At 64.2% G+C, this 15069-nt stretch carries 13 protein-coding genes; 7 read left to right on the plus strand and 6 right to left on the minus strand.

What is annotated here, in order from left to right; genetic code table 11:
- Positions 1 to 645: 645 nt before the first annotated feature.
- The 3 genes from ACFPPB_RS13060 to ACFPPB_RS13070 all read right to left on the minus strand — a co-directional run bounded on the left by ACFPPB_RS13060 (position 646) and on the right by ACFPPB_RS13070 (position 5053).
- The gene (locus ACFPPB_RS13060; RefSeq protein WP_377327754.1) at positions 646 to 3114 is read right to left on the minus strand and encodes a DEAD/DEAH box helicase; all 2469 of its coding nucleotides are present in this window, start codon (positions 3112 to 3114) and stop codon (positions 646 to 648) included.
- 259 nt (positions 3115 to 3373) lie between these two features.
- Entirely contained in the window at positions 3374 to 4219 is an 846-nt protein-coding gene (locus ACFPPB_RS13065) for a DUF2182 domain-containing protein (protein WP_377327756.1), read from the minus strand.
- A 39-nt stretch (positions 4220 to 4258) separates the two neighbouring features.
- The gene (locus tag ACFPPB_RS13070) at positions 4259 to 5053 is read right to left on the minus strand and encodes a DUF899 domain-containing protein (protein WP_377327758.1); all 795 of its coding nucleotides are present in this window, start codon (positions 5051 to 5053) and stop codon (positions 4259 to 4261) included.
- 153 nt (positions 5054 to 5206) lie between these two features.
- On the opposite strand from ACFPPB_RS13070, the gene ACFPPB_RS13075 reads away from it, so the two are divergent.
- From ACFPPB_RS13075 to ACFPPB_RS13090, 4 genes are all read left to right on the plus strand, one after another.
- The gene (locus ACFPPB_RS13075) at positions 5207 to 6427 is read left to right on the plus strand and encodes a helix-turn-helix domain-containing protein (RefSeq protein WP_377327760.1); all 1221 of its coding nucleotides are present in this window, start codon (positions 5207 to 5209) and stop codon (positions 6425 to 6427) included.
- 9 nt (positions 6428 to 6436) lie between these two features.
- Entirely contained in the window at positions 6437 to 7123 is a 687-nt protein-coding gene (locus ACFPPB_RS13080) for a Vgb family protein (protein ID WP_377327762.1), read from the plus strand.
- A gap of 212 nt (positions 7124 to 7335) precedes the next feature.
- Positions 7336 to 8817 carry a MocR-like pyridoxine biosynthesis transcription factor PdxR gene (pdxR, locus tag ACFPPB_RS13085; protein WP_377327764.1) on the plus strand — a complete coding sequence of 494 codons (1482 nt, stop codon included), beginning with the start codon at positions 7336 to 7338 and terminating at the stop codon, positions 8815 to 8817.
- Between the two features lie 656 nt (positions 8818 to 9473).
- On the plus strand, positions 9474 to 10022 hold the full coding sequence (locus ACFPPB_RS13090; RefSeq protein ID WP_377327766.1) for a hypothetical protein: 549 nt from the start codon (positions 9474 to 9476) through the stop codon (positions 10020 to 10022).
- A 64-nt stretch (positions 10023 to 10086) separates the two neighbouring features.
- Here the strand turns inward: ACFPPB_RS13090 and ACFPPB_RS13095 are convergent, their stop codons facing one another.
- Together ACFPPB_RS13095 and ACFPPB_RS13100 are read right to left on the minus strand one after the other, a co-directional pair.
- Positions 10087 to 11016 carry a PhzF family isomerase gene (locus ACFPPB_RS13095; RefSeq protein ID WP_377327768.1) on the minus strand — a complete coding sequence of 310 codons (930 nt, stop codon included), beginning with the start codon at positions 11014 to 11016 and terminating at the stop codon, positions 10087 to 10089.
- 37 nt (positions 11017 to 11053) lie between these two features.
- A complete protein-coding gene (locus ACFPPB_RS13100; RefSeq protein WP_377327770.1) occupies positions 11054 to 11956 on the minus strand; it encodes a DMT family transporter in 903 nt (300 codons plus the stop codon).
- Between the two features lie 127 nt (positions 11957 to 12083).
- Between ACFPPB_RS13100 and ACFPPB_RS13105 the strand changes: the two genes are divergently transcribed.
- Entirely contained in the window at positions 12084 to 12527 is a 444-nt protein-coding gene (locus ACFPPB_RS13105; RefSeq protein WP_377327772.1) for an Lrp/AsnC family transcriptional regulator, read from the plus strand.
- A 211-nt stretch (positions 12528 to 12738) separates the two neighbouring features.
- On the opposite strand, the gene ACFPPB_RS13110 is transcribed toward ACFPPB_RS13105, so the two are convergent.
- A complete protein-coding gene (locus ACFPPB_RS13110; protein WP_377327774.1) occupies positions 12739 to 13197 on the minus strand; it encodes a winged helix-turn-helix transcriptional regulator in 459 nt (152 codons plus the stop codon).
- A gap of 307 nt (positions 13198 to 13504) precedes the next feature.
- Between ACFPPB_RS13110 and ACFPPB_RS13115 the strand changes: the two genes are divergently transcribed.
- Together ACFPPB_RS13115 and ACFPPB_RS13120 are read left to right on the plus strand one after the other, a co-directional pair.
- The gene (locus ACFPPB_RS13115; RefSeq protein ID WP_377327776.1) at positions 13505 to 14377 is read left to right on the plus strand and encodes an NmrA family NAD(P)-binding protein; all 873 of its coding nucleotides are present in this window, start codon (positions 13505 to 13507) and stop codon (positions 14375 to 14377) included.
- A gap of 91 nt (positions 14378 to 14468) precedes the next feature.
- On the plus strand, positions 14469 to 14825 hold the full coding sequence (locus ACFPPB_RS13120; protein WP_377327778.1) for a DoxX family protein: 357 nt from the start codon (positions 14469 to 14471) through the stop codon (positions 14823 to 14825).
- The last annotated feature ends 244 nt before the right edge of the window (positions 14826 to 15069 follow it).

Below are 15069 nucleotides of genomic sequence, written 5' to 3' on the forward strand. Positions count from 1 at the left end.
GTCGATGTCGTTCGGCCGGGTTTCGCTAAAGCTCCATGCACACGATGGACGAAGCTCTAATGCGCGATGCGGAATGCTTCCCACAAGCCCCGCGCTGCTGCCAGGGAACGTCTGAACAAGCTTCTGCCCGTCGCCCGGACGCCCGTTTGCCTGTGGGAGCGACTTCAGTCGCGATGGCCGCGGCAGCGGCCTGCAGCATCTCGGCGTTGCGGCGGCTCGATGCACAACCGGGCTGCGCAGCGCACTGGCACGCAGGTCGCGACTGAAGTCGCTCCCACAAAATAGGCCACGGCCGGTGTGTACCTTTCTCCGGACCGCAGGGACTTCGTCCCTTGGGGAACGTCTGAACAAGCTTCTGTCCGTCGCCGGGACGCCCGTTTGCCTGTGGGAGCGACTTCAGTCGCGATGGCCGCGGCAGCGGCCTGCAGCATCTCGGCGTTGCGGCGGCTCGATGCACAACCGGGCTGCGCAGCGCACTGGCACGCAGGTCGCGACTGAAGTCGCTCCCACACAAAATAGGCCACGGCCGGTATGTACTTTTCTCCGCCCCCAGGGGACTTCGTTCCCTGGGGGCGGATTCAACTACGAAGTGCACCACGGTTGAAGGGAAACATGACGAAACCCGTCCACGTCCGAAGGCTTCCCTCATTCGGTACCCCGCCGCAACCATCCCTTTGAAATCGCCGACAGCGCATCGGCGAGCCGCCGTGCCGTTTCCGGCGGAGGCAGGGGCAGCTTGAGGCTGCGCGCGCCGCTGCCCGAATCGCGTTCGATCCACGGATGGGCGCTGGCAGCCTCATCGTCCGATGCGCCAAGCGCCGATACCAATTCGAGGCCCAACTGCAGCAATCCGGACCACAATTCGCGGTTCGCATCACTTGCTGCCGTGTCGAGCGCGGCGGCTTTTGCCCGGATCCCGGCATCGCTGATGTTCGTTTCCGCAGTGCTCGCATCCTTGCTCGATTCGTCAGCCGTAGCGGCGACGTTGACGGCCTCTTCCTGCGCGGCCATGACCTCGCCCTGATCCATGCGGCCGGTGACTCTTTCCACCTCCTTCATGAACCTGTTCAGACGCGAGCCATCCAGCGAAATTTCGCCGGCGCCGCCGTCAAGTATGCCGACCGACAGGGAGCGCTTGAAAGCCAGCACCGACAGCATGCCTTCCTCGATCGTCCCCTTGGCAACGTAGTTCACGATCTGTATGCGTTTGCGCTGGCCCATGCGATGGATGCGTGCGATGCGCTGTTCAAGCACCGCCGGGTTCCACGGCAAATCCATGTTCACAAGCGTCGAGGCATTCTGCAGATTGAGCCCCGTTCCGCCCGCGTCGGTCGACAGGAAGACGCGGCAATCCGGCTCGTTTCGGAAGCGCTCCACCAGTGCTGGTCGCTTTTCGGACGGCACGCCGCCGTGGAAGCAGACATAACCGATGCCCATCTGCTTGAGCCGGCGAATGACGATGTCATGCGTCCGCGTCCATTGACTGAACACCACCGCTTTCGCTTCCGGATCGACAAAGAGACCATCAAGCAACGCCGCCAATTCGTCGGCCTTGACGCCATGGTCGGTTTCATGATCAAGAAGATAGGTGCTGTTGCACGACATGCGCATGTTCTGCAGGGCGCAGGTGAGCCGTCGCTGATCCTGGTCCGACAGAAACTTCGCCTTGCGCCAGCGCTGGACAATTTTCGCCACCACATCCGCGTTTTCGCCGTGATAGGCCATCTGCATCGCGGTCATCGGCACCAGCAGGTTCTGGTCGGTGCGGCTTGGCAACTGGCGCAATACTTCCGACTTGCGTCGGCGGATCAGGATCGGGGCGAGCGTCTGACCGATTTTCTCCAGTCCGGTATAGCCCGTCACCCGTCCGGTTTCGTCCCTGAGCTGATGCTCATGCAGCAGCTTCCAGGTAGGCCCGAGACGATGCTGATCCACAAACTGGACAATGGAGATGAGCTCTTCCAGCTTGTTTTCCAGTGGCGTACCCGTCAATACGACGGCATAAGGACTGTCGATGCGCTTGAGCGCTTTCGCCGCGATGGTGTTCCAGTTCTTGATGCGCTGCGCTTCGTCCACGATCACGAGTTCCGGTCCCCATGCGGCGATCAGATCAAGGTCGGACTTCAGCTTTTCGTAGTTCGTGATCTTGCAAAAATCGTCCTGGGCGTATTCGCTCCTCCTTTGCGCGATGCTGCCGGCGATCACTCGGGATGCCCGGCCGGAGAAGCGAAGCATCTCGCTCTGCCACTGGTATTTCAGCGAAGTCGGACAGACCACCAGCACTTTCGAAACGCCGAAATGCCGAGCCAGGATCTCGGCTGCCGCAATCGCCTGGATCGTCTTGCCAAGGCCCATATCGTCACCGATCAGGGCGCGCCCGGCGCGCACGGCAAACAACGCGCCTTCGGCCTGATACGGGTAAAGCGGTACCTTGAGCAGCTTTTTCAGCAGAGGATCAGCCGCCCCCTGCGGAAACACGTGGTTCAACTCTATGGCGCGACGTGATGCATCGTTCCGGCCCGCGATGAAATCAAGCGCGTCGTCATGAGTGCGCAATGGATGGCCCGCTCTCGCCACGCCTGCCATGAAGCGTCCCAGTTCGCCGAAACGAGCCTCCGGCAAACGCCACCCGTCAGTCGCATCGAACAGCATCGCGGCAGCCTTGGCCACCTTTGCCGGACAATCAGCGCCGATGCGGAAATGGACGCTCCGCTCGCCGTCATTGCGCAAATACAGTTCCGAGAATGCTGGCTGGTAGCCGCGAGCGAACGCCGCCTTGGCGCCGCGCTTCTTCAACAACGTGAAAAGGGTGAATTCGATATGCTTGCAGGTGCCCAGTTCGTTGGTCGCATAGTCGGGACAGTCACAGAAATTGTCGCCAGCCTGTGTCCCCCGAATGGCCACTCGATAACTGGATTTCGACTCCGGATTGCCTACACGAAACTCGGAGAAGAACGGCTCCGTCCCCAGATTCTCCAGCCCGAACGCCTGATCCCGCCCGAATTGCTGGCGCAACGCGCGCTGCCAGTCGGGGGGAGACATGTGGTCCGGGGCTTGCAGCCGAGACAGCTTCGGGGTTCGGGGCGACGTGACGACCTTGCGTTTGCGTTTCATCAGTTCCGCACAATCATGGTTTGATGGATGTTGGACTTGCCGACTCGACCGCCAGAATAGTGCCATGTGCACTGCCTCGGGCCAATCGAAACGCAGCACACTTGCCACATCTGACCTGGGAGGTTCCGGAAAAGAGTGACGATTCACCAACAGCCAAATCACGGACGCGTTCAAGCAAGCCGAAGCGGGCATTCCGCCTCCGCCAGGTTTCTCCTGAGCCAGTCGAGCGCACCGTGCGCATGGCCTGCGCGGCCAGGAATCAATACCCGCCACGGTGGGCGACGATCGTGTCGATTGCGGGCAGTATCGGCGCGACAGCCCACGCGAGCAGGAGCAGCCCTGCCCCGACGACAAGAGCCCCGATCAGCCGCCCCGCGCGCCCATCTACCGGGGCGACGCGTTCGAGGATGATCGCGGCTGTCACCGCGACCATGGCGCGCAGGTCCATGATGCCGACGATGAACAGGATCGCCGTCAAGTTGGCGCAACTGCAGGTGGAGTGGAAGCCGAGGCGCAGACCGTGGCGCCAGGCCGTGCCTGTGTGTGCCGGCAATGGCCCGCCGCGTCCCGGCATCTCCCCGCAACAGGCGAGATGGCGCGCCTTCCACGCGCTGAACTGGAGCACGCCGGCGATCAGGACGACCGCACCTGCCGCGATCGGAACGGCGCGCGCCAGCGCCGGCAGCCGCATCTCGGCCGACGCCAGCGTGGTGCCCAGCGCGAAGGCGGCCACGCCGAACACGGTCCAGACGAAGAAGTAGCCGACGCCCACGAGCGCGGTCAGCCAGGCCATGCGCACCTGGCCTGTCTCACCGACGGCCCAGCGATAGCGCCACAGCATGGGCAGCAGGGACGGCGACATCATCGCCACCATCATCGTCACCCACATGCCGAGGAACGACAACGCCACGCCGGGCCAGGTCTGTCCGCACATCCGCGTCCATGCCATCGACATGGTCCAGCCGCCGGGCATCGGCATCCCGCCCATGGCCGACATGGACGTGCACCAGGCGATCGTCGCCGCCGCGCTGACGGCAAAGATCAGCGCCGAGACACCAAGAAACATTGGATGGAAAGCGTGCTCGGAAGCCATCGGTTCGGTCATGCCAACCCCATATCCTCGGCTGTGCCGCGACGATTTCGCTCAGCCCTTGTTGTACTCGTCGTGGCGACGCCGCCAGATGCCGCTCTCGTTACGCCCCAGAGGCGCGCGATCGAGCCACTGATACATGCCCCAGAGGCCGTCCAGTCCGCGCGAATAGGTGGAGTAGGTGTGATGGACCACGCCGTCGTCGAGCACGAACGCGCTCACGCCCGGCCGCTCGCGTATATACGTGGGTGCGTCGGTCCCGCACATGGCCGCGAACTGGCCGACCGGCCCTTCGTCGCCGCCAAATCTCGTCGAGGGCCCCCGAACCTTGGCAGGCTCTTGCAGCGCCGCCTCGCGCCGGTAGTTGTACTCGATGCCACCTTTGCGCTGCTCTTCCTCCGTGAACGAGATGCTGAAGTCGGCGTTGAAGTCGCCGCCGTACGAGGACGCCCAGGGAAACGTCCATCCCATCCGCCGCTCGTAGGCCCGCAGCATCGCGAACGGCGCCCGCGACACCGCCATGAGCGTGACGTCATGGTTCGCCAGATGGACGACGGAACCGTCGAACCCGTCGGCAATGGCCGAGCAGGACGGGCAGCCCGCCTTGTAGTCGGGCCCGAACATGAAGTGGTAGACGAGGAGCTGCGAGCGCCCCTGGAAGAGGTCCGCCAGCGAGGCGCTGCCTTCGGCCGTCTCGAATCGATAATCCTTGTCGATCCGCACCCACGGCAGCTCTTGCCGCCGCCGCGCCAGCTCGTCGCTCTGCCGCGTCAGCGCTTTCTCCGCTTCGAGCAGGTCAAGCCGCGCCGCCAGCCATGCTTCGCGAGTCCCGGTCATGTGTGTCGTCATCGTTCTTCTCCTTCATCTCGTGCCGTTCGCACCGTCTTTCGACACGGTGCGCACTGGTTGATGGTCGTGAGATAGATTAGGACCGGGTATCCCACGGCGAGAGTGACAAATGTGGCGGGATTCAACAGGACTCGCCGAGACGGGCTCGCGCCGATGGACTCGCTGATCACCGCCGCCGCGCTCGAGCTCGCGGCCGGTGACCCGTTCGGCGCATTGAACCGGGTCGCCTTGCGCAACGACGCGCCCGCACTCGCGCTTCGAGGCATCGCGATGGCGCAGCTGGGCGATCTGGCTCGGGCGAAGGCGCTGATGCGCAGTGCGGCACGCGCCTTCGGTTCGAAAGAGGCCGTGGCCCGCGCGCGGTGTGTCGTCGCCGAGGCGGAGATCGCGCTGGTCTCGCGCGACCTGGGCTGGCCCGCGAAGGCGCTCGAGGCCGCGCGGGCGACGCTGGAAGCGCACGGCGACAGTGTGAACGCCGCGCATGCACGCTATCTCGAGGTCCGGCACCTGCTCCTGATCGGACACCTCGACGAGGCCGAATGCAAGCTCGCCGAGCGCGATCCCCCGCGTCTTCCGCCCGCGTTGCAGGCTGCCCGCGAACTGCTCGTCGCGGGGATCGCGATACGCCGGCTGCGGACGAAGGCAGCGCGCGGCGCGCTCGCCAGTGCCGGGCGCGCCGCGCGCCAAGCCGGCATCCCTGCGTTGATATCGGAGGTCGAAAACGCATCGCTGGCCTTGAACACGCCTTCTGCCCGCCTGCTGGTCCGCGGCGAGGAGCGGCCTCTTCTGCTCGAGGAAGTCGAAGCGTTGCTGGCATCGAAAGCGCTTGTCGTGGACGCATGCCGTCATGTCGTGCGCGACGCGGGCACGGTGATCCCGCTCGTACGGCGCCCGGTATTGTTCGCGCTTGCGCGCATGCTGGGCGAAGCGTGGCCCGGCGACGTATCGAGGGACACGCTGGTGGCACGGGCGTTCCGGGCCAGGCACGCCGACGAATCGCATCGCGCGCGGCTGCGCGTCGAAGTCGGGCGGCTGCGTGCGATGCTTGGCCCGCTGGCCGACGTCAGCGCGACCAGGCATGGATTCGCACTGGTGCCGCACCGCGCACGCGAGGTCGTGGTATTGATGCGGCCGGTCGAAGAGAAGCATGCGGCGGTGCTGGCCTTGCTGGCCGATGGCGAGTCATGGTCGAGCTCGGCCCTGGCGCTGGCGCTCGGAACCAGCCAGCGTACCGTGCAGCGCGCACTCGACGCACTGGCGGAGGCAGGCAAGATACAGTCGTTTGGTCACGGGCCGGCGCGTCGCTGGATGACTCCGCCCATGCCGGGATTCACGACGACCTTGTTACTCCCCGCTCCCTTTCCAGGTGGCTAGGATGGAAGCATGAAACGATCAGCAGCCAAAATTCTCCACGAATACGGACCCTTTCCGGGCGTCAAAAACGTCGGTGGAGTCACCTATGACGGGCGGCAAGTCTGGTTTGCCGCCGGAGACGCGCTGAAGGCTTTCGACCCGGCCAGCGGCAAGACGCTGCGCTCGATCGATGTGGCCGCGCATGCCGGGACGGCCTTCGACGGCCAGCACCTGTTTCAGATCGCCGAGGATCGCATCCAGAAGATCGATCCGCAGACCGGCCGGGTGCTCGCCACGATCCCTGCGCCCGGCGGCGGCGGCGACTCGGGGCTCGCGTGGGCCGAAGGAACACTCTGGGTGGGGCAGCATCGGGGACGGAAGATCCATCAAGTCGATCCCGAAACAGGGGCGATTCTTCGCTCCATCGAGAGCAACCGCTTCGTCACCGGAGTCACCTGGGTCGACGGCGAGCTGTGGCACGGCGTCTGGGAAAATGACGTGAGCGAGCTGCGGCATATCGATCCGTCGACGGGGGCGGTCCTGGAGAAACTCGAGATGCCGCCGGGCATCGGCGTGTCGGGGCTGGAATCCGACGGCGGCGATCGGTTCTTCTGCGGCGACGGCGGCGGCGGAAAGGTGAGAGCCGTCCGTCGGCCACGGCGAGATTCCGCATCCGGCGGCAACTCCGGGATTCCAGTCGAGGCCGCGGGCGAGTAGTCGAAACGGCGCCGGCGAGGAGGTCCGACCTTTGAGCGTTCGGACCCGGATGGTTCGAAATACCGATCTGGCCGCTCCAGGCCCGGGGCGACGGCGACCCCTGCCCTGGCAATCGAGCGGCCGGGATTTCAGGCCGGTAAGATGTTCCTCTTCGCAGTCTCAGGCAGCCGAGCCACCTCGGAGGGAAAAGTCGTGGCGAGTGATGTGGAGGCATGAGCAGCCTGTTCGAAATTGCTTTCGACCCCCCGCCCAGAGGAAGCCGCCGATCCGCGGAATCCGTCCATGCGCAGCTGCGCGCCGCCATCGTCGATGGTCGGTTGGTTGCCGGATCCAGGCTACCGGGGGAGCGTCAGTCGGCGGTCTTTTTCGGTGTATCGAGAAACACCGTTGCCCGGGCTTACGCGAAGCTGGCGATCGAAGGGTTGGTACGGTCCCGGCAGGGGTCGGGAACGTATGTGGCGCCGAAGCAAAGTCGGCCGCCGCGCAAACGCCTGCCGACACGGCAAACGCCCGACCCACGTCTGAATTCGCTGTGGTCGCGGCCGGAGCTCGCCGGCACACTCAACTTCTGGCACGACGATCAGCGCACGAGGGCGCCAACAGCGGCCGCATGCCTGGATTTTCGGCCCGCGTTGGTCGATCCGCGACTGTTCCCGTTCGAGATATTCCGTCGGGTCAGCGCCAGGCAGCTGCGGCGAATGGAATTGAAGCCGCCTGCCTTCAAGAGCCCGCAGGGCAACCAGGGGCATTTCCCGCTGCGGGCGGCTGTCGCGACGCACATCGGCGTCTCGCGTGCGGTCGTGTGCGAGCCCGACGAGGTGCTGGTTACCGCCGGCGCGCAGCAGGCTTTCGATATTCTCGCCCGTGTGCTGGTAACGCCCGGGGTTACCACGGTCGCCATGGAAGATCCCGGCTACCCACCGATGCGCGCCGCATTTCTCGCCGCCGGCGCCAAGGTCGTGCCGGTACCGGTCGACGCGCAAGGACTGGTGGTCGACGCCTTGCCGATTCCCGTGCAGATCGTCTGCGTCTGTCCGTCACACCAGTTTCCGTTCGGCGTATCCATGTCCGCGCAGCGGCGGACGGCGCTGCTCGACTTCGCCCGCAAGCACGGTGCCGTCGTCGTCGAGGACGATTACGACGGAGAATTCCGCTACGACGGCACGCCACTTCAGGCGCTGCGATCCACCGCGACCGCGGAGGGGGTGTTCTACGTCGGCACCTTCTCCAAGTGCATGCTCCCCGCGCTGCGGCTGGGATTCGTGGTCGCGCCGCAATGGGCCATGCCGACGCTGATCACGGCGAAGAACTGTCTCGACTGGCATTGCCCGACGTTGACGCAAATGGCGGTTGCCCGCTTCATCGCGGACGGGCATCTGGCGCAGCACGTGCGAAAGCTCCGCGGCGTCTACAGGAAACGCCGGGATCTCATCGGGGAGATACTCCGGTCGGACTTCCCGGAAGAACTGTCGCCGATGCAGTCGCATTACGGCATGCATGTGGCGGCGTTCTCGACGCTGCCAAAACGCCTCGAACGCGTCACCGCCAGATTGCTGGAGTCGAACGTGCAGCTACATTCGTTCGAGCGCTATTTTTTCGGCGCACCCACATCGGAAGGCCTGGTTTTCGGCTACGGGGCCGTCGACCTCGCTGCCATCGAGCAGGGCCTGCAGGCGTTACGCCGCGTGCTCTAGGGACGCCCTGATCTATTCAACGCAGGCGTCACCGGTTCTGTCTGCCCGCAGATCAAGGTGCGTCGACGAAGGCAGGCTGGCCGCCTGTCGAGGAGGTGCGCCGCGGAGATGGGGGCAGACAGAACCGGCCCAACCGATTGAAAACAAATGACGGGGTGATGTCCAGAAGGCCCGCAGGCGGCAGCGCGCGGCTTGCCAAGGCAACCAGCCTTGGCGGCGCCACACACCACCACCTGCGAACCTTCTGGACATCATGCCGCCTGCGTTGAATAGACCAGGGCGTCCCTAGGGGACGTCGTCGAGCTACTCGTTTGCCTTTGTGTGGGAGCGACTTCAGTCGCGATGGCCGCGGCAGCGGCCTTGGATATCGCGGCACTGCGGCCGCTCGATGCACAACCAAGCGGCGCGGCGCGCTGCTGCGCCATCGCGACTGAAGTCGCTCCTACAAACAAGGGAAAACTTGCGGCCACTTAGACGGAAAGTCGGCGCCTTGGATAGCTGGCGGCACTTGGCAGCAACCCGCGTGTGCCAATCTGCTCGCATCGCTTCGCGTCCAGCGAAAGTGGACCACCGCGAATTTCTCCGACTGGCCCCTCTGCCGCTGCGGGCTTTCCCTAAAGTCTCATCCCGGGTTCGGCCATGCGGAGAGCGCGACGATGTGGAGACAGTTGTTACGTGGAGTCACGATTGCCGGCGTTCTTGCATGCTCGTCGTTGTTCGCAACGGCCGCGCCGCCTCACGATGGCTACCATGATTTCGACTTCGCCCGCGGGACTTGGCATACCCACGCCACGCAGGTGCTGGATCCGTTCGACGGCGGCACCCACACGGTGACCATGGACGGTACCAAGACGGCGCGGCCGGTCTGGGGCGGCCGCGCGTGGCTGGAGGAAATCGAAGCCGACGGCCCGAATGGACATTGGGAAGGCGCGACGCTCTTCGTCTATAACCCCAAAGCCGGGCAATGGAGCCAGACCTACATCGACGGCGATTCGGGAGAGATCGAGGCCCCGACCATCGGAAGCTTCAAGGACGGTCGCGGTGAGTTCTTCGGCACGACCGTGTTCAAGGGCCGCACGGTTCTCGAACGCGGAATCTGGTCCGACATTACGGCCAACTCCCATCGCTTCGAGATTTCCTACTCTCGGGATGGCGGCCAAACATGGGCCACTGCGTTCAAAGCTTACTTGACGCGGCTTAAGTGATCGCGTTCGGCGAAATGCACAAGCGGTATGGACCCAACTCTGAGGCAACCACCATGCCGTTGATTCAGAGCCTGAGCTCGGTGCGAAAGACAACGACCGCTTCACCGCCGATGCGTACGGCGCTTGGCATCAAGGCGCCCGGATCGATCGTTATCTCGACCTTGACCTCGCCGGCGCGTCCCATCGCCTCGCCTTGCCGCATCGTGCAGGAAAACACGCCCTGCCCGCTCACCAGCGATACCAGGCGGTGGCGTACGAGGTAGGCGCCGAGCGGACCGTTTCCGTTCCCTGTCACGGGGTCTTCCGGAATGCCGATCGCGGGAGCGAACATCCGCGCGTGCGCCAGGACTCCGGGCGCGGGATCGGGATCGGGATCGGCCAGCGTGAACAAGTGGTAGCCATTGCAGCCGATGTCCCGGCTCAGCGCAGCCAGCGCTGATAGGTCGGGCTCGAGCTGATCGAGTACCGTGCGGCTTCGAAGCGGAACCATGACCTTGGAATGCCCGGTGGAGACGATTTCGATCGGCCCCTGACCCAGGTCTTGTTCGTCGATGGCCAGGGCCGCGATCAGCGCATGTCGCACGGCCTTGGTCAGCACGGGACCAAAGGTCGGCGGGCGCTGATGCATCCATATCCGGAAGTCGTCGCCGTCGGTGGGTTCGATGTCGACCTGCAGCACACCGGCTCCCGTCAGCTGACGCACGGTGCCGCGTGGCGCGCTGCCTTCGATGGCGCGCACGTAATGGGCGGCGATCGTGGCGTGGCCGCAGATGGGCACCTCGGTCGTCGGAGTGAAGAAGCGGACTCTAACGTCGTGGTCGTCCGCTTCGGGCCGAAGGATGAACGCCGTCTCGGAGTTATGCAGCTCACGCGCGATCGCCTGCATCTGCGCTTCGCTGAGACCATCGGCGTCGGGAACGACGCCGGCAGGATTCCCCGTGAAGCGCGCGCGGGTGAAGGCATCCACTTGATAGACGCGATAGATTTTTTCCATGCCGAGCTCTCCAGATGAGCCGCAACGTTAGAGAAGTTCAGGTGATCGAGGTCGAGTGTGCCTGAAGCCTTTTCGATCGAAGCGCCCCGAAGCCATTCATGCCCACCACCGCGACCAGAATCGCCACCGCGCCGACCACTTGCATCACCTCCAGCCGCCGACCGAACGCCACTACGTCCACGGCGATCGCGACGACCGGATAGATGAAAGAAAGCGAGCCCTGGATGTACGTAGGCAGCCGATGGATCGCGTCGTACATCAGGATGTAGACCACTCCTGTATGCACGACGCCGATGATCACCAGGATGCTCCAGGTTGCGGCTTGTACGGGCGGGCGTGCCCAACTGACAAACGGCGCCAGCATGACCGCACCCACGCTGACGTGGATCAGCGCGATCAGATGCGGCGGCGTGCCGGCGAGCTGCTTGGTGACGAGGGCGGCGATCGCCCACAGGGCGGCCGCCCCCAGCGCCATGAGAATGCCGACGGTGTACCCGGCGCCCAGTGACGCGGTGGTCGCGCCCACCTGGACGATCAGCGCCAATCCGCCGAAGGCCACACCAAGCCAGGCCAGTTTGGCGAGCGTCACTCGCTCGCCGAGAAAGAACGCCCCCAGGCAAACGAGCATGAACGGCTGTGTGTTGTAGACCGTCGTGGCGATCGCTATCGACGCGCGCGAATACGCGCCGAACAGCAACACCCAGTTCAACACGATGGCAACGCCGCCCAGCGCCGACAGCGCCAGCACGCGCCGCGTGAGATGACGGCGCAGCAGCCCCATGTACATGCAGGTGGCGAGGAGCGTCACGACGCCGAACACGCACCGCCAGAACACCACATCCAGCACCGGGCGCCCGGAGGTCACGACGAACCAGCCGATGGTTCCGGAAACCGCCATCGCCACCGACATTTCGACGGTGCCACGTGTCTGCTCGCCCATGCCACGCCCTCGCCTGTTGACTGCGTTCAATCTAGAGCGAAGACTGCGGTGACTCCATAAGAAAAGAAATGTAGTTCTGGCAAGTTGCCTCATTATTTCAGGCAAAATATCGATATAGGCTTATTTCATGATCGACAACGTCGATAGCGCCATTCTCAAGCTGCTGGCCAGCAACGCGCGCCTCTCGCTCAAGGAGTTGGCCACCAGCATCTCGCTTTCCGCACCAAGCACCTCGGAGCGGCTGCGACGCCTGGAAGAACGCGGCGTCATCCGCGCCTATACCGTCGATCTCGAGCCGAAGCTGCTCGGACACGTGCTGCAGGCGATCGTGAGAGTGCGGCCGTTGCCCGGACGCCTGCGCGTCGTTCAGGAGCTGATCGAGTCCATGCCGGAGATCGTCGAGTGCGACAAGGTGACCGGCGACGACTGCTTCGTGGCTCGCCTGTTCGCTCGCTCGATGGAACACCTCGACGAGCTCGTCGACCGTCTCGCCGTCGAAGCCGCCACGAACACGGCCATCGTCAAGGGGCAGCTCATCGCGCGGCGGCTGCCGCCCACCACGCCGGTCTGACGGCGGCGGATGGTCTGTTTGTTACTAGCCGGAATCGCCGCAGGCATTCGGTGCGGCATGGCCGGGCAACGCGCGAGATTCAATACCGGCAAGATCTCCTCGCCGTCTCCGCGAGCCCCGTTGCAGGCGGTCGCGAGCGGCTGCAACGGGGCATCGCTGTCTTCAGCTGCGGGTGCTGGCAGGGAGTGAACAGCGTGCCGGTTCGAGTGGGTCACCCTGGCCGGTTGATGCTCACCGCCGATCGAGCAGGAAAAGTCTGACGTGGGGCATCACCGGCCGTGCCGTCGAAGCGGGCGCGTGCGGCACGGATGTCGCCGTGGCAACGATCCGCCCAATCTATGAGGGCCGCCATCGGGTCCAGCAGCGAGTGGCCCAGCGGGGCCAACCGATATTCAACGCCCGGCGGCTTGGTCGGAAAGACATGGCGGGTGATCAGTCCGTCGCGCTCCAGATCGCGCAAGGTCTGGGTGAGCATGCGCTTGGATATGTCATGGACAGCACGGTGAAGCTCGCCGAAGCGGTGCGGTCGCATCGCGAGGGCCATGATCATGAGCATGCTCCATTTGTCGCCGATACGGTCGAGCACGTCGCGCACCGGGCAGCAGACGGACTGGGACTCGCCCAACGGATATCGGCTGAATCGTTCGATGGCGCTCGATGCGTTGCTCATGCGGAATTCCTCGAAATCGGCTGGTTACAAAAAACTGCCTCCTTACGGTACCCGGTGGCGGTCTCTATAGTAGACCAAGCCATAAGTCTCCCGCTCACGGAGTCTCCATGTCCCCCTCGGTTCGTGCCCGCTTTCTCGTCACTGGCTCCGGCATATAGGCGCATTGCGGTTGGAGCGGCTTCGCCGTTCGGCGATCGAGCAGGGCGGCGGTTTGGAATCACTTGCTCCAACTGAAGCGTATCGGCAGGAATTCCTGCCTGTCAGTTGGCCTTTACGTACAAAGATCCGAAAGATCGGGAGAACGCTCATGTTTTTAGTCATGGGAATCACGGGAAAAGTTGGCGGCGCCACGGCAAAACGTCTGTTGGCGCAAGGCAAGGAAGTACGCGCGCTCGTCCGCAATCGCGAGAAGGCGGCGAAGTGGGCCGGCGAAGGCGTGCAACTGGTCGACGGCGACTGGAGTGATTCGGCAGCCATCGAGATGGCGCTCAAAGATGTCGAAGGCGCGTTTGTGATGCTGCCACCGGTATGGGCGCCTTCGCCCGACTACAAGGAAGCGAAGGCGGTGATTGCAAACTACGTCGGTGCACTTGCCCAGGCAGCCCCGCCGCGGGTGGTAGCACTCTCATCCATGGGTGCGAACAGAACCAGCGGGCTGGGGATGATCACGGCCTTGTCGCTTCTGGAGCAGGGATTTCGCGACCTGACGATGCCGATCGCCTATGTGCGCTCCGGCGGGTTTTTCGAAAACTTCCTCTACGGCTTGCATGTTGCCCAGGGCGGCACGCTCCCCGTCTACTACAACCCGACAGACCGGAAATCGACCATGGTCGCGACCGATGATGTCGGCGCCGAGATCGCCGCCCTTCTGACCGGGCCGGCGTGGTCGGGGCAGCGCGTCGTCGAGCTCGGTTCGATGGTCAGCGCGGATGAAGTCGCGGCGCAACTGGGTGAAGTCTTGAAGGTCGACGTCGAGGCTTTTGCTATCCCGCGGGCCGGGTGGCCGGAAGCGTTCGAGCAGCTCGGCATTCCGAAGGGCCAGACCGGACCGGCCGAAGCGATGTTCGACGCCGTCAACGCAGGCTGGATGGCGCTCGGGGTCGAGGGTACGGAGCACGTCCCTGGCACGACGTCCGCCCGCGATGTCTTCGCGGCAGCCCGGAAGGCCGCTACGGCGTAGGTCCGCGGATCGGCGATGGGATACGACTTTCGGAATCCGCTCCGGAGGTCGCATCCCATCGGCAGCAAACTCATCATCCGAGGTCGCATCAATGTCCAAAATCTCCTGGCGCCGAGTCCTGCCCTTGGCTCTTGCCGCTTTCTTCGTCGTGGGTTCACTCAGCAACATCATCGCCCCGGGATCCATCTACGCGGAATACCTGAAATGGGGTTACCCGCGCTGGTTCCATTTCGTGACCGGATCGCTGGAACTCACGGCGGCCATTCTGCTTTTCCGGGCGCGGAGTCGCCTGCTGGGCTCGGCGCTCGGCTGCGCTGTCATGTGTGCCGCCCTCGCGACCGTCATCATCCACGGCGAATACGGGCACGCCGTGCCGCCACTCGTCGTGGCGATAGGGTCACTGGTGGTCGGCTGGATAAGCTGGCCCAAGCGGGTCACCGGCCGTTGATCGGCACCAGCGGCAAGTTCGGTGGCTGCCGGAATCGGTGGCGGGCTTGATCCGAATACTCACAGTCATCCGCGCAAATTGCAGACCGTCGGCAAACTGCCCGTGGTAATCCTCCCCGGCGGATTCAACTACGAAGTGCACCACGGTTGAGGGAGACATCGAAAACGTGTTGTGGCGTACGGAAGTCTAAACGCTTTCGAGGCCGCTGGTTGAGCTTGTCTTCAATCGCTTGAATGTCGTCGTC

The sequence above is a fragment of the Rhodanobacter terrae genome, from assembly GCF_042657005.1.
GTDB classification, from domain to species: Bacteria; Pseudomonadota; Gammaproteobacteria; order Xanthomonadales; family Rhodanobacteraceae; genus Rhodanobacter; species Rhodanobacter terrae.

Coding starts and splice junctions, on each gene's coding strand:
- ACFPPB_RS13060 (WP_377327754.1), bottom strand. CDS start 3,114: ATGAAACGCAAACGCAAGGTCGTCACGTCGCCCCGAACCCCGAAGCTG.
- ACFPPB_RS13075 (WP_377327760.1), top strand. CDS start 5,207: ATGGACTCGCTGATCACCGCCGCCGCGCTCGAGCTCGCGGCCGGTGAC.
- ACFPPB_RS13110 (WP_377327774.1), bottom strand. CDS start 13,197: ATGAGCAACGCATCGAGCGCCATCGAACGATTCAGCCGATATCCGTTG.
- pdxR (WP_377327764.1), top strand. CDS start 7,336: ATGAGCAGCCTGTTCGAAATTGCTTTCGACCCCCCGCCCAGAGGAAGC.
- ACFPPB_RS13100 (WP_377327770.1), bottom strand. CDS start 11,956: ATGGGCGAGCAGACACGTGGCACCGTCGAAATGTCGGTGGCGATGGCG.
- ACFPPB_RS13115 (WP_377327776.1), top strand. CDS start 13,505: ATGTTTTTAGTCATGGGAATCACGGGAAAAGTTGGCGGCGCCACGGCA.
- ACFPPB_RS13080 (WP_377327762.1), top strand. CDS start 6,437: ATGAAACGATCAGCAGCCAAAATTCTCCACGAATACGGACCCTTTCCG.
- ACFPPB_RS13105 (WP_377327772.1), top strand. CDS start 12,084: ATGATCGACAACGTCGATAGCGCCATTCTCAAGCTGCTGGCCAGCAAC.
- ACFPPB_RS13095 (WP_377327768.1), bottom strand. CDS start 11,016: ATGGAAAAAATCTATCGCGTCTATCAAGTGGATGCCTTCACCCGCGCG.
- ACFPPB_RS13065 (WP_377327756.1), bottom strand. CDS start 4,219: ATGACCGAACCGATGGCTTCCGAGCACGCTTTCCATCCAATGTTTCTT.
- ACFPPB_RS13120 (WP_377327778.1), top strand. CDS start 14,469: ATGTCCAAAATCTCCTGGCGCCGAGTCCTGCCCTTGGCTCTTGCCGCT.
- ACFPPB_RS13070 (WP_377327758.1), bottom strand. CDS start 5,053: ATGACGACACACATGACCGGGACTCGCGAAGCATGGCTGGCGGCGCGG.
- ACFPPB_RS13090 (WP_377327766.1), top strand. CDS start 9,474: ATGTGGAGACAGTTGTTACGTGGAGTCACGATTGCCGGCGTTCTTGCA.